This window comes from Albidovulum salinarum (assembly GCF_025673475.1).
Lineage (GTDB): Bacteria > Pseudomonadota > Alphaproteobacteria > Rhodobacterales > Rhodobacteraceae > Albidovulum > Albidovulum salinarum.
This window is the reverse complement of sequence record NZ_JAOVQO010000004.1, coordinates 1-26,772: the sequence shown is the minus strand read 5'-3', so window position 1 is coordinate 26,772 and position 26,772 is coordinate 1. Positions and strand designations below refer to the sequence as shown.

The 26,772-nt window shown below is 68.9% G+C and carries 31 protein-coding genes; 21 read left to right on the top strand and 10 right to left on the bottom strand.

Annotated features, from left to right (window positions below; genetic code table 11):
- Positions 1-10: 10 nt before the first annotated feature.
- Positions 11-718, bottom strand: coding sequence for a DUF484 family protein (locus tag OEZ60_RS04970; RefSeq protein WP_263333826.1), 708 nt, complete (start codon positions 716-718; stop codon positions 11-13).
- Positions 719-851: 133 nt separating this feature from the next.
- Positions 852-1,505, bottom strand: coding sequence for a fructose-6-phosphate aldolase (fsa, locus tag OEZ60_RS04965; protein ID WP_263333825.1), 654 nt, complete (start codon positions 1,503-1,505; stop codon positions 852-854).
- A gap of 86 nt (positions 1,506-1,591) precedes the next feature.
- On the opposite strand from fsa, the gene OEZ60_RS04960 reads away from it, so the two are divergent.
- The gene (locus tag OEZ60_RS04960) at positions 1,592-3,787 is read left to right on the top strand and encodes a primosomal protein N' (protein WP_263333823.1); all 2,196 of its coding nucleotides are present in this window, start codon (positions 1,592-1,594) and stop codon (positions 3,785-3,787) included.
- Between the two features lie 76 nt (positions 3,788-3,863).
- Here the strand turns inward: OEZ60_RS04960 and OEZ60_RS04955 are convergent, their stop codons facing one another.
- The 3 genes from OEZ60_RS04955 to OEZ60_RS04945 are packed head-to-tail and all read right to left on the bottom strand — an operon-like array spanning position 3,864 to position 5,535.
- A complete protein-coding gene (locus tag OEZ60_RS04955; protein WP_263333821.1) occupies positions 3,864-4,631 on the bottom strand; it encodes an anti-sigma factor family protein in 768 nt (255 codons plus the stop codon).
- A complete protein-coding gene (locus OEZ60_RS04950) occupies positions 4,628-5,137 on the bottom strand; it encodes a sigma-70 family RNA polymerase sigma factor (protein ID WP_263333819.1) in 510 nt (169 codons plus the stop codon). Before OEZ60_RS04950 ends, OEZ60_RS04955 begins: the two co-directional genes overlap by 4 nt.
- Positions 5,138-5,148: 11 nt before the next feature.
- Complete coding sequence (locus tag OEZ60_RS04945; protein ID WP_263333817.1) at positions 5,149-5,535, bottom strand: COG4315 family predicted lipoprotein; 387 nt, start codon at positions 5,533-5,535, stop codon at positions 5,149-5,151.
- A gap of 204 nt (positions 5,536-5,739) precedes the next feature.
- Here OEZ60_RS04945 and OEZ60_RS04940 point away from each other — a divergent pair, with 204 nt between their 5' ends.
- The 3 genes from OEZ60_RS04940 to OEZ60_RS04930 all read left to right on the top strand — a co-directional run bounded on the left by OEZ60_RS04940 (position 5,740) and on the right by OEZ60_RS04930 (position 8,935).
- Complete coding sequence (locus OEZ60_RS04940) at positions 5,740-6,969, top strand: MFS transporter (RefSeq protein WP_263333816.1); 1,230 nt, start codon at positions 5,740-5,742, stop codon at positions 6,967-6,969.
- Entirely contained in the window at positions 6,966-8,321 is a 1,356-nt protein-coding gene (locus tag OEZ60_RS04935; protein ID WP_263333814.1) for an MATE family efflux transporter, read from the top strand. The genes OEZ60_RS04940 and OEZ60_RS04935 overlap by 4 nt, the downstream gene beginning before the upstream one ends.
- 68 nt (positions 8,322-8,389) lie before the next feature.
- The gene (locus OEZ60_RS04930; RefSeq protein ID WP_263333812.1) at positions 8,390-8,935 is read left to right on the top strand and encodes a sugar O-acetyltransferase; all 546 of its coding nucleotides are present in this window, start codon (positions 8,390-8,392) and stop codon (positions 8,933-8,935) included.
- Positions 8,936-8,944: 9 nt separating this feature from the next.
- Here OEZ60_RS04930 and OEZ60_RS04925 read toward each other — a convergent pair whose 3' ends face one another.
- On the bottom strand, positions 8,945-9,622 hold the full coding sequence (locus OEZ60_RS04925; protein WP_263333810.1) for a TetR/AcrR family transcriptional regulator: 678 nt from the start codon (positions 9,620-9,622) through the stop codon (positions 8,945-8,947).
- Between the two features lie 66 nt (positions 9,623-9,688).
- On the bottom strand, positions 9,689-10,132 hold the full coding sequence (locus OEZ60_RS04920) for a carboxymuconolactone decarboxylase family protein (RefSeq protein ID WP_263333808.1): 444 nt from the start codon (positions 10,130-10,132) through the stop codon (positions 9,689-9,691).
- Positions 10,133-10,337: 205 nt separating this feature from the next.
- Here OEZ60_RS04920 and OEZ60_RS04915 point away from each other — a divergent pair, with 205 nt between their 5' ends.
- On the top strand, positions 10,338-11,216 hold the full coding sequence (locus tag OEZ60_RS04915; protein ID WP_263333807.1) for a 50S ribosomal protein L11 methyltransferase: 879 nt from the start codon (positions 10,338-10,340) through the stop codon (positions 11,214-11,216).
- 80 nt (positions 11,217-11,296) lie between these two features.
- Positions 11,297-11,647: a hypothetical protein gene (locus tag OEZ60_RS04910; protein WP_263333805.1), complete on the top strand. Its 351-nt coding sequence runs from the start codon at positions 11,297-11,299 to the stop codon at positions 11,645-11,647.
- A 101-nt stretch (positions 11,648-11,748) separates the two neighbouring features.
- Here OEZ60_RS04910 and OEZ60_RS04905 read toward each other — a convergent pair whose 3' ends face one another.
- Entirely contained in the window at positions 11,749-11,937 is a 189-nt protein-coding gene (locus OEZ60_RS04905) for a DUF1127 domain-containing protein (RefSeq protein ID WP_263333804.1), read from the bottom strand.
- A gap of 313 nt (positions 11,938-12,250) precedes the next feature.
- Here OEZ60_RS04905 and ruvC point away from each other — a divergent pair, with 313 nt between their 5' ends.
- The 4 genes from ruvC to OEZ60_RS04885 all read left to right on the top strand — a co-directional run bounded on the left by ruvC (position 12,251) and on the right by OEZ60_RS04885 (position 15,186).
- Positions 12,251-12,754 carry a crossover junction endodeoxyribonuclease RuvC gene (gene ruvC, locus OEZ60_RS04900; RefSeq protein ID WP_263333802.1) on the top strand — a complete coding sequence of 168 codons (504 nt, stop codon included), beginning with the start codon at positions 12,251-12,253 and terminating at the stop codon, positions 12,752-12,754.
- Complete coding sequence (gene ruvA / locus OEZ60_RS04895; protein ID WP_263333800.1) at positions 12,751-13,425, top strand: Holliday junction branch migration protein RuvA; 675 nt, start codon at positions 12,751-12,753, stop codon at positions 13,423-13,425. Before ruvC ends, ruvA begins: the two co-directional genes overlap by 4 nt.
- A 3-nt stretch (positions 13,426-13,428) precedes the next feature.
- Entirely contained in the window at positions 13,429-14,454 is a 1,026-nt protein-coding gene (gene ruvB, locus OEZ60_RS04890) for a Holliday junction branch migration DNA helicase RuvB (protein ID WP_263333798.1), read from the top strand.
- A 117-nt stretch (positions 14,455-14,571) separates the two neighbouring features.
- Positions 14,572-15,186 (top strand): hypothetical protein, encoded by a 615-nt coding sequence (locus OEZ60_RS04885; RefSeq protein ID WP_263333796.1) that lies wholly within the window; start codon positions 14,572-14,574, stop codon positions 15,184-15,186.
- Positions 15,187-15,189: 3 nt separating this feature from the next.
- Here the strand turns inward: OEZ60_RS04885 and OEZ60_RS04880 are convergent, their stop codons facing one another.
- Together OEZ60_RS04880 and OEZ60_RS04875 are read right to left on the bottom strand one after the other, a co-directional pair.
- Positions 15,190-16,053, bottom strand: coding sequence for a class I SAM-dependent methyltransferase (locus OEZ60_RS04880; protein ID WP_263333795.1), 864 nt, complete (start codon positions 16,051-16,053; stop codon positions 15,190-15,192).
- Between the two features lie 63 nt (positions 16,054-16,116).
- Positions 16,117-16,431 (bottom strand): bactofilin family protein, encoded by a 315-nt coding sequence (locus OEZ60_RS04875; protein ID WP_263333793.1) that lies wholly within the window; start codon positions 16,429-16,431, stop codon positions 16,117-16,119.
- A gap of 189 nt (positions 16,432-16,620) precedes the next feature.
- Between OEZ60_RS04875 and ybgC the strand changes: the two genes are divergently transcribed.
- The 11 genes from ybgC to OEZ60_RS04820 form a co-directional block, all read left to right on the top strand.
- Positions 16,621-17,022 carry a tol-pal system-associated acyl-CoA thioesterase gene (gene ybgC, locus OEZ60_RS04870; RefSeq protein ID WP_263333791.1) on the top strand — a complete coding sequence of 134 codons (402 nt, stop codon included), beginning with the start codon at positions 16,621-16,623 and terminating at the stop codon, positions 17,020-17,022.
- Positions 17,023-17,147: 125 nt separating this feature from the next.
- Positions 17,148-17,843 (top strand): protein TolQ, encoded by a 696-nt coding sequence (gene tolQ / locus OEZ60_RS04865; protein WP_263333789.1) that lies wholly within the window; start codon positions 17,148-17,150, stop codon positions 17,841-17,843.
- Positions 17,844-17,847: 4 nt separating this feature from the next.
- Positions 17,848-18,345: a protein TolR gene (gene tolR, locus OEZ60_RS04860; protein ID WP_263333786.1), complete on the top strand. Its 498-nt coding sequence runs from the start codon at positions 17,848-17,850 to the stop codon at positions 18,343-18,345.
- A gap of 10 nt (positions 18,346-18,355) precedes the next feature.
- Positions 18,356-19,558, top strand: coding sequence for a hypothetical protein (locus OEZ60_RS04855; RefSeq protein ID WP_263333785.1), 1,203 nt, complete (start codon positions 18,356-18,358; stop codon positions 19,556-19,558).
- Positions 19,559-19,605: 47 nt separating this feature from the next.
- Entirely contained in the window at positions 19,606-20,928 is a 1,323-nt protein-coding gene (gene tolB, locus OEZ60_RS04850) for a Tol-Pal system beta propeller repeat protein TolB (protein ID WP_263333782.1), read from the top strand.
- 76 nt (positions 20,929-21,004) lie between these two features.
- A complete protein-coding gene (gene pal / locus OEZ60_RS04845; RefSeq protein WP_263333781.1) occupies positions 21,005-21,544 on the top strand; it encodes a peptidoglycan-associated lipoprotein Pal in 540 nt (179 codons plus the stop codon).
- Positions 21,545-21,554: 10 nt separating this feature from the next.
- Positions 21,555-22,406, top strand: a complete 852-nt coding sequence (ybgF, locus tag OEZ60_RS04840; RefSeq protein ID WP_263333779.1) for a tol-pal system protein YbgF — start codon at positions 21,555-21,557, stop codon at positions 22,404-22,406.
- A complete protein-coding gene (tilS, locus tag OEZ60_RS04835; protein ID WP_263333777.1) occupies positions 22,403-23,644 on the top strand; it encodes a tRNA lysidine(34) synthetase TilS in 1,242 nt (413 codons plus the stop codon). Before ybgF ends, tilS begins: the two co-directional genes overlap by 4 nt.
- An 81-nt stretch (positions 23,645-23,725) precedes the next feature.
- Positions 23,726-25,654 carry an ATP-dependent zinc metalloprotease FtsH gene (ftsH, locus tag OEZ60_RS04830; RefSeq protein WP_263333776.1) on the top strand — a complete coding sequence of 643 codons (1,929 nt, stop codon included), beginning with the start codon at positions 23,726-23,728 and terminating at the stop codon, positions 25,652-25,654.
- A gap of 34 nt (positions 25,655-25,688) precedes the next feature.
- Positions 25,689-26,471, top strand: coding sequence for a methyltransferase domain-containing protein (locus OEZ60_RS04825; RefSeq protein ID WP_263333774.1), 783 nt, complete (start codon positions 25,689-25,691; stop codon positions 26,469-26,471).
- A gap of 186 nt (positions 26,472-26,657) precedes the next feature.
- Positions 26,658-26,772: formate--tetrahydrofolate ligase (locus OEZ60_RS04820; RefSeq protein WP_263334203.1), on the top strand; the 115-nt coding region annotated here is incomplete at its 3' end.

Below are 26,772 nucleotides of genomic sequence, written 5' to 3'. Positions count from 1 at the left end.
CGCCCCGCGCTCAGCCCAGCCAGCGCCGCATCGCGCGTTCGAAGACTGCCGCGAGGAAGGCGAGAAGGTCGGTGCCCTGGTTGGCGCGGAACTGGTGCGGATCCTCGGCGCCAAGCGCCAGCATGCCGGGCAGGCGGCCCGGCCCGAGATCGAGCCGCAGCGCCGCCTCGGAGCGGATCCAGTCGCCGGACTTGCCGTAGATCGTCGCAAGCTCCGGCAAGGCCGGGCGCAGCACGACGGGGCGGCTCGCGGTCGGCCGGCCGCCGGCGAGATAGTTGTCGACGAAGCCCGGTTCGGCGACGCAGAGCACGTCGCCCAGCCGGTCGAGCGCCTGTTCGCGCTCGGCCTGCCTGGTCTCGAGCACGAGCCGCACGGAATCGACGCGCAGGATCTGCGCCACCTCGCCGCCGAGGTCGCGGACGAACTCCTCGAAATTGATCGGATCGAGTATACGCAGGATCGCGCGGTGGATCTGGTTGGTGCCGGCGAGGTTCTCGTAAGCGGCGGCAATGACCGAGCGGTGCGTGTCCTCGAGCCGGTCGAGCCGGGCCTCGAGCCTCTCCATCGCGATGCCGCGGAGGTCGACGATATTGGCGCCCATCGCGCGTTCGTTGGCCCCGATCAGGGCCCGCATCAGGTCGCGATCCTCAAGGATGACCTCGGGTTCGGCGAGGAGCCGGTCCCTGACTTCTGCCGCGATGTTTGCCCTCTCGCCCATCTCCGCCCTCATCTCGATTTCTGGTTTTGAAGGAACTCTAACAGGCCCTTAGCCGGATTGCCTCAACTTTTTGTCGTCACGGCGACGCGGCGGATCAACCGTGCCGGTCGGGTCCGCCGCGCGCTGCGAAGGTTCAGAGAATCTTCTGCCCGGTCTTGGCCCAGTCCTTGAGGAACTGATCGAGGCCCTTGTCGGTCAGGACATGGTTGGCCATCGCCTTGATCACCGCGGGCGGGGCGGTCATCACGTCGGCGCCGATCTTGGCGCATTCGATGACATGGTTCACCGAGCGGATCGAGGCGGCTAGGATCTCGGTCTTGAAGTCGTAGTTGTCGTAGATCGTACGGATGTCGTGAATCAGCTCCACCCCGTCGAGATGGATGTCGTCGAGCCGGCCGATGAAGGGCGAGATGAAGCTCGCGCCGGCCTTCGCCGCGAGGATCGCCTGCGCGGACGAGAAGCAGAGTGTCACGTTGACCATGTGGCCTTCGGATGCGAAAGCCTTGCAGGCGGTGAGGCCGTCCCAGGTGAGCGGCACCTTGATCGCGATGTTCGGGGCGATCTTGGCAAGCTTCATGCCTTCGGCAATCATCTCCTTGGCCTCGGTGGCCACGACTTCGGCGGAAACGGGGCCCGAGACCATGTCGCAGATCTCTTTCGTGACCTCGACGATGTCACGACCCGCCTTGAGGATGAGCGAGGGGTTGGTGGTGACCCCGTCGACCATGCCGAGATCGGCGAGTTCACGGATGGCGGCGGTGTCGGCGGTATCGACGAAAAATTTCATGGGCGGCGTTCCCGGATTGAGGCTTGCGTTCGGGCGTCCTTCTAGCGCAAGCGCGGCCGGGCCGGAACCCGTCATCGGGGGGCGGCTTGGCTGATCTCTCCTTCTTTGACGGCGGCGCGCTGGTTTCGGTGCTGACGACCGAGCCTTTGGGCCGCGCGCTCGACTACCGCGCGCCGGAGGGGGGCTGCTTTCTCGGCGCCTTCGTCGAGGTGCCTTTGGGCCCGCGCCGGGTTCTCGGCGTGGTCTGGGGGGCGGGCGAGGGCGGCTATGACCTAGCCAAGGTGCGCCCGGTGACGCGGGTTCTCGATGCGGCGCCGATGAGCGAGGCGATGCGAGCCTTCCTGGTCCGCGTGGCCGACTACACGCTGACGCCGATGCCGGCGATGCTGCGGCTCGCGACCCGTGCACCCGGTCTTGCCGATCCGCCGGGGCCGCGCCGGGTCTACCGCAAGGGCTGGGCCGAGCCCGACCGGATGACCGAGGCGCGGGGGCGGGTGCTCGATGTGCTCGACGAATATGGTGGGGCGGCCTTCACGCTCGGCGAGTTGGCCGGGCTTGCCGGGGTGTCCTCGGGCGTTGTGAAGGGGCTGGTGAAGCAGGGTGCGGTGGCTGAGGAAGAGGCGCCGCGCGACCTGCCCTATCCGTCTCTCGATCCCGATCTTCAGGGCAAGGCGCTGGCGGACGATCAGGCGGCGGCGGCGGGGCGGCTCTGCGCGGGCATCCGTGCCGGGCGCTACGGGACGACGCTCCTGAAGGGCGTGACCGGCTCGGGCAAGACCGAGGTCTATCTGGAGGCGGTGGCCGAATGCCTGCGGGCGGGCCGGCAGGCGCTGGTGCTGCTGCCGGAAATCGCGCTGACGGCGGAGTTCCTGACGCGCGTCGAGGCGCGGTTCGGCGCGATGCCCGGCGAGTGGCATTCCGGCGTGACCCAGACCGAGCGGCGGCGGCTCTGGCGGATGGCGGGCGAGGGCGGTGTCGGTCTGGTCGTCGGCGCGCGCTCGGCGCTCTTTCTGCCCTTCCGTGATCTCGGGCTCATCGTCGTCGATGAGGAGCACGACACCTCCTACAAGCAGGAGGACGGGGTGCTCTACAATGCCCGCGACATGGCGGTGCTGAGGGCATCCTTTTGCGACGCGCAGGTGGTGCTGGCCTCGGCGACGCCCTGTCTCGAGACCTGGGCCAATGCCGAGGCGGGCAAGTATGCGCGCATCGACCTCACCTCGCGCTTCGGCGTGGCGGAGATGCCGGAACTCATGGCGGTCGACATGCGCGCCGAGGCGCTGGAGCCCAACCGCTGGATCGGGCCGACGCTGGTCCGGGCGGTGACGGCGCGGATCGCGGCCGGGGAGCAGGCATTGCTGTTCCTCAACCGACGCGGCTATGCGCCGGTCACGATCTGCCGCGCCTGCGGCCACCAGATCGGCTGCGAGCATTGCGACGCGCGGATGGTCGAGCACCGGTTCCTGAAGCGCCTCGTCTGCCACCAGTGCGGCGAGACAAAGCCGATGCCCGCGGCCTGCCCCTCCTGCGGCGTCGAGGGGCGGCTCGCGCCGGTGGGGCCGGGGGTGGAGCGGCTCGCCGAGGAGGTGGCGGAACGATTCCCGGAGGCGCGGGTGGCGGTGCTCTCGTCGGACCTCTTCGGCTCGGCCCGCGCGCTGAAGGAGAAGATCGCCGAGATCGCGGGCGGCGGGGCCGACATCATCATCGGAACGCAACTGGTGGCCAAGGGTCACAACTTTCCCTTGCTGACGCTTATCGGCGTGATCGATGCCGATCTCGGGCTGCAAGGGTCGGATCTGAGGGCGGCGGAGCGGACCTTCCAGCTCATGCGCCAGGTCTCGGGCCGGGCGGGCCGGGGGGCGCGGCCGGGCGTGGCGATGCTGCAGACCTGCCAGCCGGACCACGCGGTGATCCGGGCGATCCTTTCGGGTGACGAGGAGGCGTTCTGGCAGGCCGAGGCAGGCGAGCGGCAGGCGGCGGGGATGCCGCCCTATGGCAGGCTCGCCGGGATCGTGCTGTCGTCGCCCGACGTTCAGACGGTCTTCGACTTCGGCGCCGAGCTTGCGCGCCGTGACGCGCCGCTGAGGCGGATCGGGGCGCAGGTCTTCGGCCCGGCGCCGGCGCCGGTGGCGCGGGTCAGGGGGCGGCACAGGGTGCGGCTTCTGGTGAAGGCGGCGAAGGGGGTGGCGTTGCAGGCGGCTTTGGCGGAGTGGGTCGGGCAGTTGCGGGTGCCGAACAATCTCAGGCTCGCGATCGACATCGACCCGCAGAGCTTCTACTGAGGCGCCGGGGGCGCTGCCCCCGGACCCCCGGGATATTTGTGAAAAGAAGAAGCCGGATGCGTGTGTCGCGGCCAGTTCAGATCAGCTGGTCGTAGGCAGCGAGCGCGATGGCGCGGAGCCGGTCGCGGTCGATGTCGCCGATCACGGCGTAGCTGAGACCGGCATCGTGCCAGTAGAAGCCCGGCGCGGCGCCGGAGGAGAGGAACTGGAAGGCGCTGTTCTCCGCGCCGCCCTCGGGCAGGACATGGAGGGTGAGGCGGCGCCCGGTGTCGTCCTCGTACATGAAGAGGGCCGCGGGGCTCGTGTCGCCGGGCAGGAGCCGGCCGCCCATCAGGCGGAAGCCCTCGGCGGCGAAATCGGGGGCCTTGACCGGGTGGCCGAGGCGTTTGGAGAGCCATTGCACGAGGTGGTCGGCCTGGTCGGAGGCAACCTCGACCGGATGTGCGATCTCGGCGACATAGGTGACATGGGCGCGAAGCGCGCTGTCGGCGAGGCTGAAGGCGGGGGCGTCGGGCTGGGTGGAGCGGGCGGCGAACCAGCCGGAGGCGGCGCCGATGGCGAGGAGCGCGAGGGCGGCGGCGAGCGCATGGGCGGGGTGGCGGCGCGCCGGCGTCTCGGCGGCGGCGGCGAGCCGGGCGCGGAGGGGCGCGGGCAAGGGCTCCTCGGCCACGGGGCCGTAGAGGGCCGCGAGGGCCGCGTCCTGGCGGTCCCATTCGGCGAGCGTTGCCTGTGCCGCGGGATCGGCGGCGATGCGGGCGGCGAGCGCGCTGCGGGCCGCGTCGGTCAGGGCACCGGAGTGGAAGGCGATGAGGTCTTCTTCGAGGATCGGTTCCGGACCGGTCATGTCCTGCCCTCCTTCTTCGCGGGTCGCGGCCCGGCGCGGCCGGTCATCTCGCGCAACGTGGCCCGCGCCCGGCCGAGCCGCGAGACGAGCGTGCCTTCGGGGATGTCAAGGATACTGGCGGCCTCGGCGAGGCTCATGCCCTCGAGCGCGACGAGAAGAAGCGCCCGGCGCTGGTCGGCGGGCAGGCGGGCGATCGCCGCCTGCACTTCGCGCAAGTCCATGTGCGCCTCCTGCCGGGCAGGGCCCGAGGGCTCCGCCGGCAGCGTCTCCACCGCGACGAGGTGGCGGCCCTGTGACCGCCGGACCCCGTCGCGGTGGATGTTCAGGAGGATGCGGAACATCCAGGCCCGGACCGGGCCGTCGCCGCGCCAGTGGTGGCGCCGGGCGAGCGCCCGTTCGAGACAGTCCTGGACGAGATCCTCGGCCGCGTCGCGGTCCCGCATCAGCGCATGCGCGTAGCGGCGCAAGCCCGGGATGGCGGCCTCGATCTCGTCCAGAAGGCTCATCGCGTGTCCGATCAGGGTTTGGCGGCGTGCCAGACTTCCTTGACGCCGTCGCCGGTCACGTCGCCCGGGGCGGCATCCTTGACCCAGGTGTAGAGCGGCATGCCCTTGTAGGTCCACTGCATCGTGCCGTCGGTCCGTTCGGTCAGGCCGTAGTCGCCCTCGGCGGCGGCACCTTCGGCGGCCATCAGCGGCGGCCAGTTGGTGGCGCAGTCGTCGTAGCAGGCCGAGGCGCCGCCCTCGTCCTTGTCGAAGGTGTAGAGCGTCATGCCATCGGCATTGGTCAGGACCGCGCCGAGTGTGCTCTCGCCGGTCTTGATGCCGGTCTCGGCGACGGCGGCGGTGCCGGCGATCAGCAGGGCGGCGAGGGTGAGGGGGAAGCGGGGCGAACGGATGGTCATCGGTCTCTCCTCTCGGCCCGGGGATCGGGCCTGGTTGGGGCGCCCGTCGCGGGGACACCTGAGGCAATGACGCGGCGGGGGCGAAATCCATCCCGTGCCGCCGGTACGATCACGGAGACGTGAAGGACGGGTGTCCGCGTAGGTGCACAGGGGCCGCGCGCCGCGGTACTTTTCTTTTCGCCAGGGCGCGCGTATTGGCGGGTCATGAAGCTCGTCCCGCTCGCCGAGGCCAAGTCCCTGCCACGCTGGCGCCAGCCGGCGTTCCTGCTGTTCCTGATGGCGGCGGCGATGCCGATCGCGTTTTCGACCTGGTCGGCGCTTCTCAACAATTTCGTCAAGGAGGCGGCAGGTTTCTCCGGGGTCGAGATCGGCTGGCTACACACGGTGCGCGAGATCCCGGGATTTCTCGCCATCGGCGTGATCGTCCTTTTGTGGGTGCTGCGCGAGCAGGTGCTGGCGCTTCTGGCGCTCGGGCTCCTCGGCGCGGCGACGGCGGTCACGGCGTGGTTCCCGACCTTGGGCGGGATCCTGACGATCACGCTCCTGTCCTCGATCGGGTTCCACTATTTCGAGACGGTCAACCAGTCGCTGCAGCTCCAGTGGATCGACAAGAAACGGGCGCCGCAGACGATCGGCTGGATCGTCGCCATCGGCTCGGGCGCCTCGATGGTGGCCTACGGGCTGATCGTGGTGACCTGGAAGGCCTTCGATCTGAGCTACAACCTCGTCTACCTCGCCTCCGGCGGGCTGACGCTCGCCATCGCGGTCTTCGCCGCCTTCGCCTATCCGCAGTTCGAGGCGCCGGACCCGCAGCTCAAGCATTTCGTGCTGAGGAAGCGCTACTGGCTCTACTACGTCATGCAGTTCATGGCCGGCGCCCGGCGGCAGATCTTCGTCGTCTTCGCCGCCTTCATGATGGTCGAGCGCTTCGGCTTCGAGGTGCATGAGGTCACGGCACTCTTCCTCATCAACTACCTCGTCAACATGATTGCGGCGCCCTTCATGGGCCATGCGGTGGCGAAGTTCGGGGAGCGCGCGGCGCTGGTCGTCGAGCATGGCGGGCTGATGCTCGTCTTTCTCGCCTACGGCGGGCTCTATTGGTTCGGCTGGGGCGTCGTGCTGGCGGCGGCGCTCTATGTCATCGACCACCTCTTCTTCTCGCTCGCCTTCGCGCTGAAGACCTATTTCCAGAAGATCGCCGATCCCGGCGACATCGCGCCGACGGCGGCCGTTGCCTTCACCATCAACCATATCGCGGCGGTCTTCCTGCCGGCGGCCTTGGGCTACCTCTGGGTGATCTCGCCCGGCGCGGTCTTCGGCCTCGCGGCGGCGATGGCCGGCATCTCGCTCCTGCTCGCGCTCCTGATCCCGCGTCACCCGGAGCCGGGCAACGAGACGATCTTTTCGCGCGGCCTGCCGCTGGTGGCGGAATGAGGGTGGAGCGCGGCAGGTTCGTCACCGGCAGCCTGATGCGGCATGTCGTGGTAATGGCGCTTTCCGGGGCGCTGGGGCTGTCCTTCACTTTCCTCATCGACTTTCTGGCACTCTGGTGGATCTCGCGGCTCGGCGACGAGGCGATGATCGCGGCCGTGGGCATGGCCGGGACGATCCAGTTCGTGGTGATCTCGGTCGGCATCGGCATGATGATCGGGGCCGTGGCGCTGGTGTCGCGCACGATCGGGCAGGGCGAGGCTTCTCGTGCGCGGCGGATCGCGACGGTCGCGGTCCTCCTGACCGTGGCGGTGCAGGCGACGCTGGCGGCCCTGATCTGGGTCTTCCGAGAACCGCTTCTCGCGGCGACCGGGGCCGAGGGCGCGGTCATGGACCACGCGCGGACCTTCCTCGGCATCACGCTGCCGTCGATGCCGCTGATGGCGGCGGGGATCGTGTCGTCGTCGATCTTGCGCGCGGCGGGCGATGCCTGGCGCTCGATGGCGGTGACGATGGTCGCCGGGGCGGTCGCGGCGGTGCTCGATCCGGTGCTCATCGTCTGGTCAGGCTGGGGTGTCGCCGGGGCGGGCGCGTCGATCTTCGCGGCGAGGGCCGCGATGTGCGGCCTCGGGCTATTCTTCGTGATCCGGGTCCACGACCTGCTGGCGCGCCCGGCGCGCGAGGATATCCGGACCTTCCTGCGCCCCTATCTCGCGATCGCGCTGCCGGCCGTCGCCACCCAGGTCTCGGCCCCCTTCGGCAGCTGGATCCTGACCCGCGAGGTGGCCGAGTTCGGCGAGAGCGCGGTGGCTGGCTGGGGCGTCGTCATGCGGCTCACGATCCTCGCCTTCGGTGGCATCTTCGCACTTTCGGGCGCAATTGGCGGCATCATCGGCCAGAATTACGGCGCCGGGCGGCCGGACCGGGTGGCGGGCGCCTACTGGGCGGCGCTGAAGTTCTGTGCCGTCTACACGATGGTCACCTGGGCGCTGATGGCGGGGCTGACGGGACCGATCGTCGCGTCGTTCGGCCTCTCGTCGGAGGGCGAGGCGATCGTGCGCGCCTTCACACATTACGCCGCCGGCGCCTTCATCTTCACCGGGGCGCTCTTCGTCGCCAACGCGACCTTCAACAACCTCGCGCGGCCGCTGTGGTCCACCGGCGCCAACTGGTTTCGCGACGGCGTGCTGATGCTGCCCCTGGGCGTGGCCTTCACGGCCGCCACCGGCGCGGTCGGCGTGATCTGGGCGAACGCGCTCGCCAATGTGATCGGCGGCGGCGTGGCGGCTTTCCTCGCCTGGCGCTATATTCGGTCGCTGAACCGGACGGAGGCCGTCGCCGCCGCTGCGGAATAGGAGTGTCCCATGCTGCGCGCCCATTTCGGACGGAATCCGAACGCGACGATTGCGACTGCGGCCTGAGCATGGCCCGGTCGCCGCGCGAGATCATGGCAAGCGGGGAATGGTATTCGTGCCTCGGCGCGGAATATGCGGAACTGCGCCGTGCCGCGCGGCGGGCCTGCCATGAACACGCGACGATGGAGCCGGATGGACGCGGTGCCTGCGGGCCGCTGTTGGCGAGGTTGATCGCGATGGGCCGGGATTGCTGGATCGAGGCGCCGTTCCATTGCTCCTACGGGTTCAATATCCGCCTCGGCGAACGGGCCTATCTCAATGCCGGCTGCGTGGTGCTGGATTCGGCGCCGGTTTCCATCGGGGCGCATTCGATGCTCGGGCCGGGCGTGCAGATCTACTGCGCCGATCACCACCGCGACCCTTCAAAGCGGCGGGAGGGGATCGAGCGGGCGCTGCCGGTCAGCATCGGGGCCGATGTCTGGATCGGCGGCGGCGCGATCCTCCTGCCCGGCGTCACTATCGGCGACGGCGCGATCGTCGCGGCGGGGGCGGTCGTGGCGCGCGACGTTCCGGCCGGTGTGCGGGTCGCGGGCGTCCCGGCGCGCCCGATCTGAGCCTGAGGGTCACTCTCGGGCGCGTGTCCTGTGCTGCGCCTCGGCCTCTTCCTCCATCCGGTCAAGGAGGACATTGAGGCCGTGGTCGTACATCGCCTTGTGATGTTCCGCCCCGAAGTAGCGGCCCACTGCCATGATCGCAGGGTAGGCCGCGCGCGCCTCGTCGGGCGGAACCGGCTCGACGGCGCTCGGGCCATGCGCGTAGCCGAGCGCCTCGTCGATTCCCGCGCCCATGAGGTAGTAGCCGATGGTACGGAAATGCCGGGCGCAGGCCTCGGTGTCGAGGCCGCTGGCCTCGAACACCCGCACGATCCCGTCTATGTGCCGCAGGCCCGAGGCGTTGTTCATGCGGAAGGTGACGAAGTAGAGGAAGAAGCCGGGATGGCGCAGCGCCGTCCGGCGATAGGCCTGCCCGATCTCGTAGATACGGTCCCGCCAGTTGAGGCCCGGATCCGGTAGCGGCGTCTCGGCGATGCAGAGGTCGATCAGTGCCTCGAAGAGATGCGCCTTGGACGGATAGTAATGGTAAAGGCTCATTGCCTGGCAGCCGAGCCGGGCCGCGAGATTGCGGAAGCTGAACCCGTCGAGCCCGGCCTCGTCGATGAGTTTCATCGCCTCCTCGGCGATCCGCTCGGCGCTGAGCGGCTGGCGCTTGCCGCGCGGCTTTTTCGCGGTCGGCTCGGTCATGTCGTCATCCCGAATGGCAATGGACCCGGCGCACCCCTGGGAACGCCGGGTCGGGCGGCGGGGCGGTCAGCTGCCGCCAAGCTCTTTCTTGAACGTGTCGAAGTCAACCTGCAGCCCGTGAAAGATCGTGCTCCAGTTGCGGGTCATGCCGGCCATCGCGACGGCCTCGCCGATCTCCTGGTCGGTGGCGCCGGCCTGTCGCGCGGTGTTGGTGTCCATCCAGATGCAGTAATCGCAGGGGATCTGCGAGGCCACGGCGAGCGAGATCAGCGCCTTGGTCTTGGTGTCGAGCGCTGTCTCATCCGACATTTCGAGCATCTTGAGCTCGGTCCAAAGGCCGGGCAGAGCCGCGTCCGGCACCTGGTTGATGAAGGTCGGCACCGCGCCGAAGGCGGCGGCGATCTCGTCGCGCGCCGTCTGGGCGGCATCCTCGGCACGCAGCGACGCCGGGAGTGCCGCGGCAACGGCACTGATCGAAAGCGAAAGGAAAAGGCACTTGAGGGCGGGCATTGTCATCTCCTTCGAAACGTTAGACTTACATTGTAAGTCATATAATATTTCTAATCTTACTATGTACGAAATCAAGTCACGAACGCGTGAAGAGGTGCTTGCAGCCGATGCGGCGGGAAACCTCCCGGCGCTTCGGCCGTGCCTTGACGCCGGTTCCGGCCCGGACTAAGGCCCGCCCGACCGCGATGCGCCCCGGGAGGACGCCATGCCCACCTATTCCGCCCTCACGACCCTGCCGGCCAAAGAACCTGCCGAGGCGCTCGCTGAAGCGATGGAGAACTTTCTGCCGGAACCGACCGGAATCGGCGTGTTCGAGATCGAGGACGGTTCGGGCGATTTCGAGGTCGGCGTCTATTTCGAGGAAGAGCCGGACGCGATCGAGCTGGCGCTGCTGGCGGCGATCTACGGCGCCAAGCCCTTCGTCGTGTCGGAAGTGCCGCAGACCGACTGGGTCGCCCACGTGAAGCGTGAACTGCAGCCCGTGGAAGCCGGGCGCTTCTTCGTCTACGGCAGCCACGACGCCGAGCGCGTGCCGGCGGACCGCGTGGCGCTTCTGATCGAGGCCGCGATGGCCTTCGGCACCGGCCATCACGGCACCACCAAGGGCTGCCTCCTGGCGCTCGACCGGCTCGACCGGGCCGGATTCCGCGGCCGCCGCGTTGCCGATATCGGCTGCGGCACCGCGGTCCTCGCCATGGCCGCGGCGTCGATCTGGCCGGAGCCGGTCATCGCCTCCGACATCGATGCCGTCGCGGTCGAGGTCGCAAAGGCCAATGTCGAGGCGAACGGCCTCGGCGATCGCGTCACCTGCGTCGAGGCGGCGGGATTCGATCACCCCGAGCTCGCGGCAAGGGCGCCCTACGATCTGGTCTTCGCCAATATCCTCAAGGGGCCGCTGATCCAGCTGGCGCCGGAGATGGCGTCGGCGATCGCTCCGGACGGCTATGCGATTCTGTCGGGACTGCTGACGACACAGGCCGACGAGGTCATCGCCGCCTACAAAACCGCCGGCTTTGTTCTCGTTTCGCGCGACGAAATCGCCGAATGGGCGACATTGGTTCTAAAACGGCGACAAATTAAATAGACGCGCGCCCCGCCGCATTTACGCCGCATTTTTTCCCAATCCTTGTCGGATCGGGGGCGCGCAAGTGTTGGAGGATCGGCATGGTCGATCGGAACATGGCGAATTTCAACGGCCGTCTCGGGCGCATCGAACGTATCCGCCAGGCGGGCGGCGGGTTCGAAGCCCAGGGAACGCTTGGACGATCTTTTTTCAGCGAGCAGCAGCGCCCGCGCCGGCTTCGGCGCGGACTATTCGCGCCGTTCGTGCTCGTGCTGCTTACAATCGTCGCGCTGAAGTCGACCGTCTATGCCTCGATCGGGGCGGAGGCCTACGGCGAACGCATCGCGGCACTCAAGGCGGGCGGGATTGCGGACCAGATCGGCGCCTATGTCCTACAGGCCGATCCGCTCACGATCACCACGGCCGCACAAATCGGCAAGTATCTTAACTGAGCAGGAACGACAAAAGTCGTCAAAAAAAGAAAGGCCGTGTCGGGAGCTTCCCGGCACGGCCTTTGGCGACATCCGTCGCACGCAGAACGTCAGGCGGCGGTTCAGCCGCGCATCGCGATCGCGTCGATGTCACCGCGGCAGAGGCCGATATCGTCCAACTCGCGGTCCGAGAGCTTGGACAGCGCATTGCGGGTGACGCGCGCGTCGTTCCACGCCGCGACGGTCGCGACGAAGAGGTTGAAGATGCCGGACGTGCCGGTGACGGGGCGGTGGGCTTCGTAGACAGCCATGGTCGTTTCCTCGATATCGCGGACCTCACCGTGAGGATCCCGCGTTCGAGACTGGAAATAGACCTCGTGTGCAGCTGCAGCAATAGACGCCGCTGCAGGGCCGACATGCACGCATTGCATGGGTCATAAATCTGATAACTTCCTGTAAAGAAACCGTTTCTGCAAGCACAAAATGCGTCGATTCCGGTCGACGTGATGTCGATTTTAAGCCTCGGCGCGGGTGCATCCAGTGCGGGCAGGGTCGCGACATTCTCCCTTTGCGATGTTCGCGTTTCGTGCTAGTCGTGGGAAAAAAGCAACAGATGAGGGGCAGATGCGCGTTCTCGGGATCGATCCGGGCCTACGGAACCTCGGCTGGGGGGTGATCGAGGCGGTGGGATCGCGACTCAGCCACGTCGCCAACGGCGTCATCCATTCCGAAGGCACGGACCTCGCGGCACGGCTTCTCTCGCTGCACGCGGCGTTGACCCGGATCGTCGCGGAGCATGCCCCGGACGCCGCGGCGGTGGAGCAGACCTTCGTCAACAAGGACGGCGCGGGCACGCTGAAGCTCGGCCAGGCGCGCGGCATCGCCATGCTGGTGCCGGCGCAGGCGGGGCTCGCGGTCGGTGAGTATTCCCCGAACGCGGTGAAGAAGGCGGTGGTCGGTGTCGGCCATGCCGACAAGGGCCAGATCGCCCATATGGTGCGCTACCAGCTGCCGGGGGTGGAGCTTGCGGGCGCCGATGCGGCAGACGCGCTGGCGATCGCGATCTGCCATGCCCACCACCTCCAGAGCGCGGGCCGCATGGCCGCGGCGATGCGGGGCGTGGCATGATCGGGCGGATTGCCGGGGTGATCCTGCACCGGGCGTCCGACCACGTCCTGATCGACGTGCGCGGCGTCGGCTATGTCGTCCATGTCTCGCAACGCACCGCCGCCGCGCTGCCGCCCGCGGGCGAGGCCTGCGCGCTCTATACCGAGCTTCTGGTGCGCGAGGACCTCCTGCAGCTTTTCGGCTTCCCGACGCTTCTGGAGAAGGAGTGGCACCGGCTCTTGACCACGGTGCAGGGGGTCGGCGCCAAGGCCTCGATGGCGATCCTCGGCACGCTCGGAGCCGAGGGCGTCGGCCGCGCCATCGCGCTCGGCGACTGGTCGGCGATCAAGGCCGCGCCCGGCGTCGGTCCGAAGCTCGCGCAACGCGTGGTGATGGAGCTGAAGGACAAGGCGCCGGCGGTCATGGCGCTCGGCGGCGCGCTGACCGTCGATGTCGGGATCGCAGCACCCGATGACGCGGTGATCGAGGCGCCTGCTGCGCGTAAGGTGGCACAACCGGCGCCGGCCCAAACGGCAAGCGCGACCGCCGACGCCCTCTCGGCGCTGATCAATCTCGGCTACGGCCAGGGCGAGGCCGCGGCCGCCGTCGCCGAGGCGGCGGGTGCAGACGGCTCGGCCGCCGCTCCGGCGCTTATCCGGGCGAGCCTACGGCTCCTCGCACCGAAAGGGTAAGGCATGGATCCCGATCCCACGCTCCGTGCCGCGCCCCAGCCCGGGGATGCTGACCGCGCGATGCGGCCCCAGGCGCTGACCGAGTTCGTCGGCCAGGCCGAGGCGCGGGCCAACCTGCGCGTCTTTATCGAAAGCGCCCGGATGCGCGGCGAGGCGATGGACCACACGCTCTTCCACGGCCCTCCCGGCCTCGGCAAGACGACGCTCGCGCAGATCATGGCCAAGGAGCTCGGCGTCAATTTCCGCATGACCTCCGGCCCGGTCCTCGCGCGCGCCGGCGACCTCGCCGCGATCCTCACCAACCTCGAGGCGCGCGACGTCCTCTTCATCGACGAGATCCACCGGCTCAACCCGGTCGTCGAGGAGGTGCTCTACCCGGCGATGGAGGATTTCGAGCTTGACCTCGTGATCGGCGAGGGGCCGGCGGCCCGGACGGTCCGGATCGAGCTTCAACCCTTCACGCTCGTCGGCGCCACGACCCGGCTCGGGTTGCTGACGACGCCGCTGCGGGATCGTTTCGGCATCCCGACGCGGCTCCAGTTCTACACGGTCGACGAGCTCGACCATATCGTGTCGCGGGGCGCGCGCCTCATGGGCATTTCCGCCGAATCCGAGGGCACGCGCGAGATCGCGAAACGCGCGCGCGGCACGCCGCGGATCGCCGGGCGGCTCCTGCGTCGCGTGGTCGATTTCGCGCTCGTCGAGGGCGACGGACGGCTCACGCGGGAGATTGCGGACGGCGCGCTGACCCGGCTCGGGGTCGACCACCTCGGGCTCGACGGGGCGGACCGGCGCTATCTCGGGCTGATCGCCGAGAACTACGGCGGCGGCCCGGTCGGGGTCGAGACGATCTCGGCCGCGCTCAGCGAAAGCCGTGATGCGATCGAGGAGGTGATCGAGCCCTATCTCCTGCAGCAGGGGCTGATCCAGCGCACCCCGCGCGGCCGGATGTTGGCGGCGAAAGCCTGGGCGCATCTCGGCCTCGCGGTGCCAAAAGCGCCTGGCCAGGGCGAGCTTTTCGGCAAGTGAACCGCCACCCGGAGGCTGCCTTTCACGGACGGGCGGAGAGCCGGCGAGGGTTGAGGGCCGCGGTCAAACCTCATAAGCCTTCCGCCACGACATAGGCAGCAAGACGAAGGCGGGACCGTGCGGCCAGAGGAAATCGAGACGCTCTTCACCCGGAACACGGGGGAGTACCTGTTCGCCCGCTGGGGCCGGCCGATCGCGCCGGTTGTGTTCGGCGTCGATGATGCGACACTCGCCACCGTCAAGGGTGCGGTCGAGGCGGTCGTGACGCTCGCCGGCCACCGGATGGCCGAGACCGATCCCGAGCAGGGCGCCAACCTGATGGTCTTCTTCTTCCGAGACTGGGCGGAGCTTCTGGACGTGCCGGACCTCGACCGGCTGGTCGAGGGGCTGGGGCCGCTCGTCGCACGTCTCGACGCGGAGGGCGCGAACCAGTACCGGCATTTCCGTTTCGAGGAGGGCGGCGCGATCCGTGCCTGCATCGCTTTCCTGCGCATGGATGCAGCGCTGTCGCAGGTGCCCGCCGAGACGCTGGCGCTCTCGCTTGCGGCGCAGGTGATCCTGCTTTGGTCGGATCGCGCCTTCCGCGACCGCTCGCCGCTGGCGCAGGCCGGAGGAACGGTGTTTCTCGGCCCTGAAATCGCTGCCGCCATTCGCGCGGCCTACGATCCGGCCATGCCCGAGGTGGCGCGCGATCCGAGCCATGCCTTGCGGCTTGCCGCCCGGATTGGCTGAGGCTCAGGGCCAGGTCGCGGTGAAGAGGTTGACCCGGGCCGGGACGCTGACCCCGCCCGGTCCCGCGAAGGGCGAGAGGGCGCGCGCGAGCTCGGCTGCTATCGCGAGCCTGTCGTCCTCGGTGCCGCCATGCTCGGCCATGATCCGTGACACCGGTCCGATCAGCGTGGCAAGCTCGGCGGCCTCGGCTGTCGTGGCGCCGGCGCGCAGGTGCGTGTCGAGCGTCGCGCTGGTGATCCCGGTAAAGCCGGCGGCGGTGAGGATATCCTCGACATAGCCGAGTTCGGCGAAAGCGAACTGGCCGGGCACGCGCGGGCCGTCGACCGGCACCGGGCCGAGCCGGGCGACCGCTGCGGCGCGCGACAGGTGGCTCCAGGGATTGCGCTCGGCCGCGTCCCAGCTCATCAGCACCGCCCGTCCGCCGGGACGCAGGGCGCGGCCGATATTGGCGTGGGCCGCCACCGGATCGGCGAAGAACATGCAGCCGAAGCGCGACAGGACGAGGTCGAACGCCCCGGGCGGGAAGGCATGGGTCTGGGCGTCGGCGAGGCGGAAGCTGACGGTGTCGCGCCCGGCCGCGCGGGCCCGCGCTTCGTCGAGCAGCGTCTCAGAGATGTCGACGCCCTCGACCCGGCCGGACGGGCCTGCGTGGTCGGCAGCGACCAGCGTCGTCGCACCAGCGCCGCAGCCGATGTCGAGCACCGACTCGCCCGGCGCGATCGCCGCCCGCGCGAGCAGCATCTCGGTGATCTCTGCGAAGAGGGCGTCGAGCCGGTCGCGGTGGCGCGCCCATTTCTGGCCCGGCGCCGCGTTCCAGAATTCGGCCTGGCCGGCATTCGCGCCGGCCGCCGGATCGGTGTCCTGCATCGGAAGTCCTCCCGCGGCGATTACACCACGGGGCCGGTGATCGGGCAATCGGCGTCGGGCGGCTCAGCCGCCGGTGATCTGCACCTTGCCGACGAGCCGGGCGCCCTTTTCGGAGCTGAGCGTCTGGGCGGTCACGTCGGCCTTCACCTCCGCGTGCTGGTCAAGCGACAGCTCGGTGCAGTTGATGCTGCCCGACTGCTTGCCCTGGATGCGCACCGTCTCGGCCGAGATCGAGCCCTTGACCTCGCCGCCGGTATGGATCTCGACCGAGCGCGAGGCGATATCGCCCGAGACGCGGCCCTTGACCTCGACATCGCCCTCCTTCGAGGCGACGTTGCCCTCGATGATGAGGTCCTCCTCGATAACCGATCGCGTCATTTGGTTCCCCCACATTGCGCAGCCGAGGGGCCGAACGCTCGCTCCGGCCCTTGACCTTGGCTACAGAAACGGCGCGGTCCTGCCAAGTCGCGATCGCAAAATGGGCGGGAAGGCGCGGATCGGGGTGTCTTGCGGATGACACGCGCCCGCGCTAGGTCGAAGGCATTCTGCCGCCACGGGACCTTGACGATGAGCCACGATTTCCCGATCCGCGTCTATTACGAGGACACCGACCTCGCCGGCATCGTCTACTACGCCAACTACCTGAAGTTCATCGAACGTGCCCGCACCGAATGGGTGCGCGGGCTCGGCATCGACCAGGGCCGGCTCAGGGACGAGACCGGGATCGTCTTCGCGGTGCGCCGGATCGAGGCGGACTACCTGCGCCCGGCGACCTTCGACGACGAGCTGGTCGTGACCACGCGGATGCAGGGCACGACGGGCGCGCGGCTGATGCTCGAACAGGTGGTGTCGCGTGGGGCGGAACGGCTGTTTCATGCCGTGGTGACGCTCGTGTGCCTGACCGAGACCGGCCAGCCCGCGCGGTTTCCGGCGGAAATCCGCCGCCTGCTCGGGGTCGCGCTGCACTGAAGCCGGCCGGGGAGCGCGATTGCGGCACGGTCTGACGCGGTTGTGTTGGCATTCCCTCTAAAACCCGGATAGAATCAAATGTAAGAGAGCCGCGAAAACGTGGCCCAACCGGCGAGCAGAGACCCATGGAAACCGAAACCCTTGCCCTCGCGCAGGAGATGGACTTCTCCTTGCTTGCGCTGTTCTGGCGCGCCTCCTTCATCGTCCAGCTGGTGATGATCATGCTGACCGTGGCCAGCTTCTGGTCGTGGTCGATCATCGTTCAGAAGTTCATCTCCTTCCGCCAGGCGCGGCAGGAGGCGGCGGTTTTCGACCGCGCCTTCTGGTCGGGCGAGCCTCTGGACGAGCTTTTCGAGAAGATCGGCTCGCAGCCCGACGGGGCGTCCGAGAAGATCTTCGCCTCCGGTATGGTCGAGTGGCGCCGCTCGCACCGGCAGGACGGTGAACTGATCGCCGGCGCCCAGGCGCGGATCGACCGATCGATGGATGTCGCCATCGTCAAGGCGACCGAGAACCTGACGCGCGGCCTGCCGTTCCTCGCTACCGTCGGCTCCACCGCGCCATTCGTCGGCCTCTTCGGCACCGTCTGGGGCATCAAGGTCGCCTTCGAGCAGATCGCGATCAGCCAGAACACCTCGCTCGCGGTCGTCGCGCCGGGGATCGCGGAGGCGCTCGTCGCCACCGCGCTCGGCCTCGTCGCGGCTATCCCGGCGGTGATCTTCTACAACAAGCTCTCGACCGACAGCGACCGGATCATCTCGGGCTACGAGGCCTTCGCCGACGAATTCGCCACGATCCTCTCGCGCCAGCTGGACGGCTGATCCGATGGGCGCGGGGGTGATGAAATCGGGCGGTGGCGGCGGCAGGCACCGCCGCCGCGGCGGGCGCGGCAAGGCCGGCGTGATGAGCGAGATCAACGTCACGCCCTTCGTGGACGTGATGCTGGTGCTCTTGATCATCTTCATGGTCGCGGCGCCGCTGCTGACCGTGGGCGTCCCCTTGGAACTGCCGAAGACCGCCGCGCAGGCGGTGGCGACCGAGCAGGAGGAGCCGCTCACGATCTCGGTCCAGGACGACGGCACGATCTCGATCCAGAACGAGCCGATCGCCGAGGACCAGCTCATCGGCAAGCTCCAGGCGATCTCGGCCGAGCGGACCGACGACAAGCTCTATCTGCGCGCCGACGGCAAGATCCCCTACGAGCGGGTCGTGCAGGTCATGGGCGCGCTGAACTCGGGCGGCTTCGCCAATATCGTGCTCGTCACCGATGCCGGGGGGCCGAGCTTCGACGGCCAGGCGTCGGGCGGGCAGGCGGGGAACTAGGGCGCTGCCCATGGAGAGGTCCGAACGCACAGGCATGATCGTCTCAGGGGGCGCGCATCTCGGCGCGATCCTGTGGCTCATCCTGGGCGGCATCTTCTTTTCCCACGACCTGCCGCCGCCGGTGCAGACTTCGGAAGTGACGCTGATGTCCTCGGCCGAGTTCGCCGCCCTGCAGGCCGCCGCGCCGACAGCCGCGACCGAAGCACCGCCACAGCCGTCGTTGCCCGAGCCCGCCGAGGCGACCCCGCCGCCGCCGAAGCCCGAGCCGAAGCCCGAGCCGCAGCCCGAGCCCGCGCCCGAACCGCAGCCCGAGCCCGATCCGGCGCCGGACGTGACCGAGATCACGCCGCCCGAGACGGTGGTCGAGGACACGCCGCCGACGCCGCCCGCGCCGCCGACCGAGATCCCGGCGGAGACCCAGCTCTCCGATATCCAGCCCGATCCCAAGGCCGCCCCGCGCGTCGCGCCCGACCCGACCGAGGCGCCGGCCGAGAATGTCGACACCGCCCCCGAGGCGGTGACGGAAACCTCGCCCGAGCCGGCCGAGGAGGCTGTCCCCGAGGAGCCCGTCGAGGCCGCCGCCCCGCCGGAAGCCGGCGAGGTGCTGGAGACCGAGGCCAACAAGGACCAGACCGAGCTCGCCTCGGCCGCGCCATCGTCCTCCGTCCGGCCCCGCACCAAGCCCGAGAAACCGGCGCCCGCGCCGGAGCCCGAACCGGCGGCGGAACCCGCGCCCGAGCCTGAGCCGACCCCGACCGAAACCGCTGCGGCCGAGGCTCCCGAACCGGAGGCCCCCTCGCAGGACGCTGTCGCCGACGCGCTGGCCGAGGCGCTGGCGGGCGAGGCGTCCGAGGAACCGGCACCGGGCACCGGCACCGCGCCCTCAGGTCCGCCCATGACCGGGGGCGAGAAGGACGCGTTGGTGATCGCCGTGAAGCAATGCTGGAACGTCGGCGCGCTTTCGACGGACGCGTTGCGCACCGTCGTGACCGTCGGCGTCACCATGGAGCAGTCTGGCAAGCCCGTGACCGGATCGATCCGCATGATCGGCTTCGAAGGCGGCACCGAGGCCTCCGCGCAGCAGGCCTACGAGGCGGGCCGGCGCGCGATCATCCGTTGCGGCCAGAACGGCTTCCCGTTGCCGGCCGAGAAATACGAACAGTGGCAAGAGGTCGAGATCGTCTTCAATCCCGAAAAGATGAGGATGAAGTGACCCCGCGCCGCGACACCATGAATCCGCCCCTAGCAAAAGGGAAAGCCATGACCTTCATCCGGACCCTCTGCGTCTCTCTCGCATTCGCCGGCATCGCCGCGCCGATGGTGGCGGCCGAACCGCTCAGGATCGTCATCGACGAGGGCATGATCGAGCCCTTGCCCTTCGCCGCGCCGAGCTTCGTGGCCGAGAACCCCGGCGCGGCCGAGGTCGCGGCGGCGATGACAGAGGTCATCGTGGCGGACCTCGCCGGCACCGGGCTCTTCCGAGAGATCCCCTCGTCGGCCTTCATCAGCCAGGTGACGAGCTTCGATGCGCCGGTCTCCTATGCCGACTGGAAGGCGATCAACGCCCAGGCGCTGGTCACCGGTGCGGTCGCGGCGACGTCGGACGGGCGCATCAACGTCAAGTTCCGGCTCTATGACGTCTTCTCCGACGCGCCGCTCGGCGACGGGTTGCAGTTCGGCGGCGGTCAGGGCGACTGGCGGCGCATCGCCCACAAGGTCGCGGACCAGATCTACGCCCGCATCACCGGCGAAAGCGCCTATTTCGACAGCCGCGTCGTCTATGTCTCGGAAAGCGGTCCGAAGGACCAGCGTCTGAAGCGGCTGGCGATCATGGATTACGACGGCGCCAACGTGCAGTACCTGACGGACTCGTCCACCATCGTGCTCGCGCCGCGTTTCTCTCCCGCCGGCGACCGGGTGCTCTACACCTCGTTCGAGACGGGCTTCCCGCGCATCAAGCTGATGGACATCGCCACCGTCTCCTCGCGTGCGCTCGCGGAACTCTCCGGCAACATGACCTTCGCGCCGCGCTTCTCTCCGGACGGCGGCACCGTGGTCTTTTCGCTGGAGCAGGGCGGCAATACCGACCTCTATTCGATGCAGCTCTCCTCGGGCCAGGTCAGCCAGCTCACGAATGCGCCCTCGATCGAGACCGCGCCCTCGTTCTCGCCCGACGGCAGCCAGATCGTGTTCGAAAGCGACCGGTCCGGGAACCAGCAGCTCTACGTCATGTCCGCGGGCGGCGGCGAGCCGACGCGGATCAGCTTCGGCGAGGGCCGCTACGGCACGCCGGTCTGGTCGCCGCGCGGCGACCTCGTGGCCTTCACCAAGCAGCACGCCGGGCGTTTCCACATCGGCGTTATGCGGACCGACGGCAGCGAGGAGCGGCTTCTCACGGCCTCGTTCCTCGACGAGGGCCCGACCTGGGCACCGAACGGGCGGGTGATCATGTTCACCCGCGAGACCTCTGGCGCGGGCGGCGCCGCGCAGCTTTATTCGGTGGACATCTCTGGGCGGAACCTGCGCAAGGTGCCGATGGAAGGGGCGGCTTCGGACCCGGCCTGGTCTCCGCTCCTGCCGTGAGAACGGCGGATTCCCAAGTTCAAGACACAGTGTTATGGTAGCGGCCATCGAGCCAAGAACAAAGGCGGTAAACCCGATGTACAAAGTCTCCTCCCTCCTTCTCCTCGTTGGCGCGCTGGCGCTGTCGGCCTGTAACAACCCCGACCGCTACGGCGCCGGCGCTGGTGGCGCGGGCGGTGCGGGCGGCGCCGGCGGCTACGGCGCGGGCGGCATCACCGCGGGCGGCCTCGGCGACCCGAACGACCCGAACTCGCTGGCCTATTTCCAGCAGCGGATCGGCGACCGGGTGCTCTTCGCGGTCGACCAGTCGACGCTGACGCCGGAGGCGCAGGCGACGCTGTCGAGCCAGGCCACGTGGCTGAACCAGCACGCGACCGCGACCGCCATCATCGAGGGCCATGCCGACGAGCAGGGTACGCGCGAATACAACCTAGCGCTCGGCGCGCGCCGCGCCTCGGCGGTGCAACAGTACCTGATCGCGCAGGGCGTCGCCGCCAACCGGCTCCAGACCGTGTCCTATGGCAAGGAACGCCCGCTCGCCGTCTGCTCGGACGAGGCCTGCTACTCGCAGAACCGCCGCGCCGTCACGGTGATCGGCGCCGGCGCGGGCGCCTGAGGCTGCGCGCATGATCCGGTCGTTCGTGACTTCCCTGGCGGCGGCGGCGGTTCTCGCCGCCCCCGCCTTCGCCCAGGACCGGGCGCAGACGCTCGCCGACATCCGGGCCGAACTCTCGGCGCTCGCGGGGCAGATCCAGGCGCTCCGGGGCGAACTCGTCTCGGGCGGGGCCGCCGCGATGCAGGCCGCGGGCGGCGCCTCGGCGCTCGACCGGATGAACGCGATGGAGGCGGAGCTGTCGCGGCTCACCTCCCAGACCGAAGCCCTGCAGAACCAGGTCAACCGCGTGGTCGCCGACGGCTCAAACCGGATCGGCGACCTCGAGTTCCGGATCTGCGAGCTCGAGGAAGGCTGCGACCCGGCCAACCTGCCCATTACCCAGAGCCTCGGAGGCGCGCCCGCCGGCGCCGTCGCGGCGGCCCCGGCCACGCCCGTCACCCCGCTGCCCGTTCCGGGCACCGGCGGTTCGGCGGAGCTTGCGGTCAGCGAACAGGCGGATTTCGATCGGGCGAAGGCGGCGCTCGATTCCGGTGACTTTCAAGGCGCCGCTCAGCAGTTTGCGACCTTTACCGAAGCCTATACGGGCGGCCCCCTGACCGGCGAGGCGCACTACCTGCGCGGCGAGGCGCTGCGCCAGGCGGGCGACACGTCGAACGCGGCGCGGGCCTATCTGCAGGCCTTCTCCGGCCAGCCCGACGGGCCGCGTGCCCCGGCAGCACTCCTGAAGCTCGGCGCCTCTCTGGGGCTTCTGGGCCAGACCCAGGAGGCCTGCGTGACGCTTGGCGAGGTCGGCGTGCGCTTCCCGACCGCGCCCGAGGCGGTCGAGGCGACAACCGCGATGCAGGCGCTCGGCTGCCAGTGACGGCGGGCGACCTCCAGAACTTCCTTGAAAAGGCATTCACGCCGGGCCCGCCAGACGGGCTCGGCGTCGCCGTTTCCGGGGGCGGCGATTCGATGGCGCTCCTCCATCTCGCGGTGGACTGGGCGCGCGAGGGCGGTCCCAAAGTCGCGGCGGTGACGGTCGATCACCGGCTGAGGCCCGAGGCCGCCGAGGAGGCGCGGTTCGTGGCCGAGACCTGCACGCGGCTTGGCGTCGCCCATGACACGCTGGTATGGGATCACGGCGACATCGACGGCAACTTGCAGGATCAGGCGCGGCGCGCGCGCTACCGGCTCATCGGCGACTGGGCGCGGGGGCGGGGGCTCTCGCATGTCGCGCTCGGCCATACCGCCGACGATCAGGCCGAGACCTTCCTCATGGAACTGGCGCGCAAGGCCGGGCTCGACGGGCTTTCCGGCATGCGCGGCAGCTGGATCGAGGGCGGCATCCGCTGGACACGGCCGCTCCTTGCCGTCTCGCGCCGGGACCTGCGCGCTGTCCTTACCGCGCGCGGCGCCTCCTGGGTCGAGGACCCGTCGAATCGTGACGATCGCTTCACCCGCGTGAAGGCGCGCCGCGTTCTCGAGGCGCTGGCGCCGCTCGGGATCACCGCTGATACGCTCTGCACGGTTGCCGAGCGGCTGGGGCAGGCGCGGGCGGCGCTGGTGCAGGTGACGGCCGAGGCGGCCGCGGCCCATGCCCGGACCGCGGCGGGCGCCGTTCGCATCCCCCGCGAGGTTTTTCTTCGCGGCCTTTCCCCCGAGGTCGCGCGGCGTTTTCTGGTCGGCGCGCTGCTCTGGGTGGCGCGGGCCGACTATCCGCCACGGTCAGAAGCGGTCGACCGCGTTCTCTGCGCGATTCGCGACCTGAACGCTGTAACGCTTGGTGGGTGCAGCATCCGGGTCACCGAGGACGAGATCGCCGTCACCCGCGAACCGAGAGCGATCGCCGGGCTCGAGTCGGGAACCGACGGGCTCTGGGATGGCCGCTGGCGGATGCGGGGGCCGCACGAATCCGGTCTGACCGTGCGGGCACTTGGCGCCGAAGGGCTCGCGCAATGCCCGGATTGGCGCGAAACCGGGCATTCGCGCGCGGCGCTCGTGGTCACGCCGGCGATCTGGCGCGGCGACACGCTCGTCGCGGCGCCGCTGGCCGGGCGCGCTGAGGGCTGGACGGCGGAAATCGTCATAAGCTTCGGCTCTTTCCTCATCGCGCATTGAACCCGGCCCGCATATCTCTATTTTAGAAGCAAGTCCGCGCCGCCCGCCGTCGCGGTCGGAATTCGTTTGGAGGATCTCCCCTTGGGTAACGCGAGAAACATCGCCTTCTGGGTCGTGCTGTTTTTGTTGATCCTGGCGCTGTTCAACCTGTTCGGTAACGGCCAGACCACGATGAACTCGCGCACGCTGAGCTATTCGGACTTCATCCAGAAGGTCGATTCCGGCGAGGTCGGTGCCGTCGTCATCGATGGCGAGCAGGTGCAGGTGCAGACCCGCGACGGTCAGAACTGGGTGACGATCAAGCCCGAGGGCGAGGTCCTGAACGAGACCCTGATCGACACGCTGATCGCCAAGGGCGTGAGCGTGAAGGCCGAGCGCCAGCAGCAGTCGGGTTTCTTCTCGGTGCTGTCGCTGTGGCTACCGTTCCTCGTCCTCATCGGCATCTGGATCTTCTTCATGAACCGGATGCAGGGCGGTGGTCGCGGCGGTGCGATGGGTTTCGGCAAGTCGCGCGCGAAGCTCCTGACCGAAAAGCACGGCCGCGTGACCTTCGACGACGTCGCCGGCATCGACGAGGCCAAGGAGGAGCTCGAGGAGATCGTCGAGTTCCTGCGCAACCCGCAAAAGTTCTCGCGTCTCGGCGGCAAGATCCCGAAGGGCGCGCTTCTGGTCGGCCCTCCGGGCACCGGCAAGACGCTTCTCGCCCGTGCCATCGCCGGCGAGGCGGGCGTGCCGTTCTTCACCATCTCGGGCTCGGACTTCGTCGAGATGTTCGTGGGCGTCGGTGCGAGCCGTGTCCGTGACATGTTCGAGCAGGCCAAGAAGAACGCGCCCTGCATCGTCTTCATCGACGAGATCGACGCGGTCGGCCGCTCGCGCGGCGTCGGCTACGGCGGCGGCAACGACGAGCGTGAGCAGACGCTGAACCAGCTTCTGGTGGAGATGGACGGCTTCGAGGCCAACGAGGGCATCATCATCGTCGCGGCCACCAACCGGCCCGACGTCCTCGATCCCGCGCTGCTGCGTCCGGGCCGCTTCGACCGCCAGGTTCAGGTGCCGAACCCGGACATCAAGGGCCGCGAGAAGATCCTCGCCGTCCATGCCCGCAAGGTGCCGCTCGCGGCCGATGTCGACCTGCGCATCATTGCCCGCGGCACGCCCGGTTTCTCGGGCGCCGACCTTGCAAACCTCGTGAACGAGGCGGCGCTTCTGGCCGCGCGCGTGGGCAAGCACCGCGTCACGCTGGAGGATTTCGAGAAGGCCAAGGACAAGGTCATGATGGGCCCCGAGCGGCGGTCCATGGTCATGACCGAAGACGAGAAGAAGCTGACCGCCTATCACGAGGCTGGCCACGCGATCGTCGGCATCCATGTGCCGCAGCATGATCCGGTTCACAAGGTGACGATCATCCCGCGCGGCCGCGCGCTCGGCGTGACCTTCTACCTGCCGGAGCGCGACAAGCTCTCGCTGACGCGCGAGGCGGCGCTGTCGAAGCTCGCCTCGGCGATGGGCGGCAAGGCGGCGGAGGAACTGGTCTTCGGTCCCGAGAACGTCACCAACGGCGCCTATTCGGACATCCAGCACGTCACCAACCTCGCCACCGCGATGGTCAGCCAGTGGGGCATGTCCGACAAGCTCGGCAACATCAATTACACCTCGACCCAGGAGAGCTTCCTCGGCAGCCAGTCGCATTTCAACGCCTCCGAGGAGAGCCGCGAGATCATCGATCAGGAGGTTCGGCGGCTGGTGGACGAGGCCTATGACCGGGCCAAGACGATCCTCAAGGACAACTGGCAGGAGATGGAAAACCTCGCCCAGGGGCTTCTGGAATACGAGACGCTGACCGGTGAGGACATGATGCGGGTGATCCGCGGCGATGCGCCGAAGACCGGCGACGACGAGGATGACAGTTCCGACAAGGGCAGCGCGGTGCCGTCCCTGACGGCGATTCCGAAGACGAAGAAGCCGAAGGAGCCGAAAGGCGGGCTGGAGCCGGAACCCTCGGCCTGAGGCGGCGGGAGGGGCGCGCGCGAGGGAGGCCACCATGCCAGGGCGCAGCGACTGGAATCCCGAAGCCTACGCGCAGTTCGGTGACCTGCGCCTGAGACCCGCGCTCGACCTTCTGGCGCGGGTCGGCGACCTCCCTGCGGGCGACATCGTCGACCTCGGCTGCGGCAGCGGTGCCGCCGGCGCGGCGCTGGCCGCGCGCTTCGGCGACCGCCGGCGGATCCACGGTGTCGACGCCTCGCCGGCGATGCTGAAGGCGGCACGGGGCGCGGGCTGCTACGACCGGCTGATCGAGGCCGACGCGGCGGTGTGGACCCCGGAGACGCCGCCGGCGCTCATCTTCTCCAACGCCGCGCTGCACTGGTTGCCCGATCGCGACGTGCTCATGCCGCGGCTCGCGGCCTGCCTCGCGCCGAAGGGCGTTCTCGCGGTGCAGATGCCACGCCAGTACGGCGCGCCGTCGCACCGCTTCCTGCGCGACTTCGCCGCCGAGATGTTCCCCGACCGCTTCGATCTCGCCTCCTGGAAGGCGCCGGTGGGACCGCCGGTCGAGTATCACCGCATGCTGTCGGAACTCGGCCGGGTCGATGTGTGGGAAACCGATTACGTTCAGCGACTCGACCCAGCACCGGAAGGTCATCCGGTCCGCCGCTTCACGCAGTCGACGGCGATGCGGCCCTATCTCGACGCGCTGAGCGCCGCCGAGGCCGCGGATTTCATCCGCCGTTACGACCAGGGGCTCGCTGCCGCCTATCCGGTCGAGTCCGATGGCTCGGTCCTGTTTCCGTTCCGGCGGCTCTTCTTCACGCTGAGGCGCTGAGCCGGCCGCGGCGCGCCACGGCGCAAAGTGTCCCATTGCATGCCGAAGTTTCCGATGAGAAACAGACGCGGAGCGCGGCTGGCGATTCCGGCGGAGGATTGGTCGCAATCGGTCCGTTTCGTATCGGCCCTCGCCGCTATAGCCGGGGCGACGTCCCGACCCGGGCCCGAAGGAGAGACAGAGAAGATGGCGTTCAAGACGGATATTGAGATTGCGCGCGAGGCGCAGAAGCGTCCGATCATGGAGATTGGAGAGAAGCTGGGGATCCCGGCGGAGCATCTTCTGCCGTATGGTCATGACA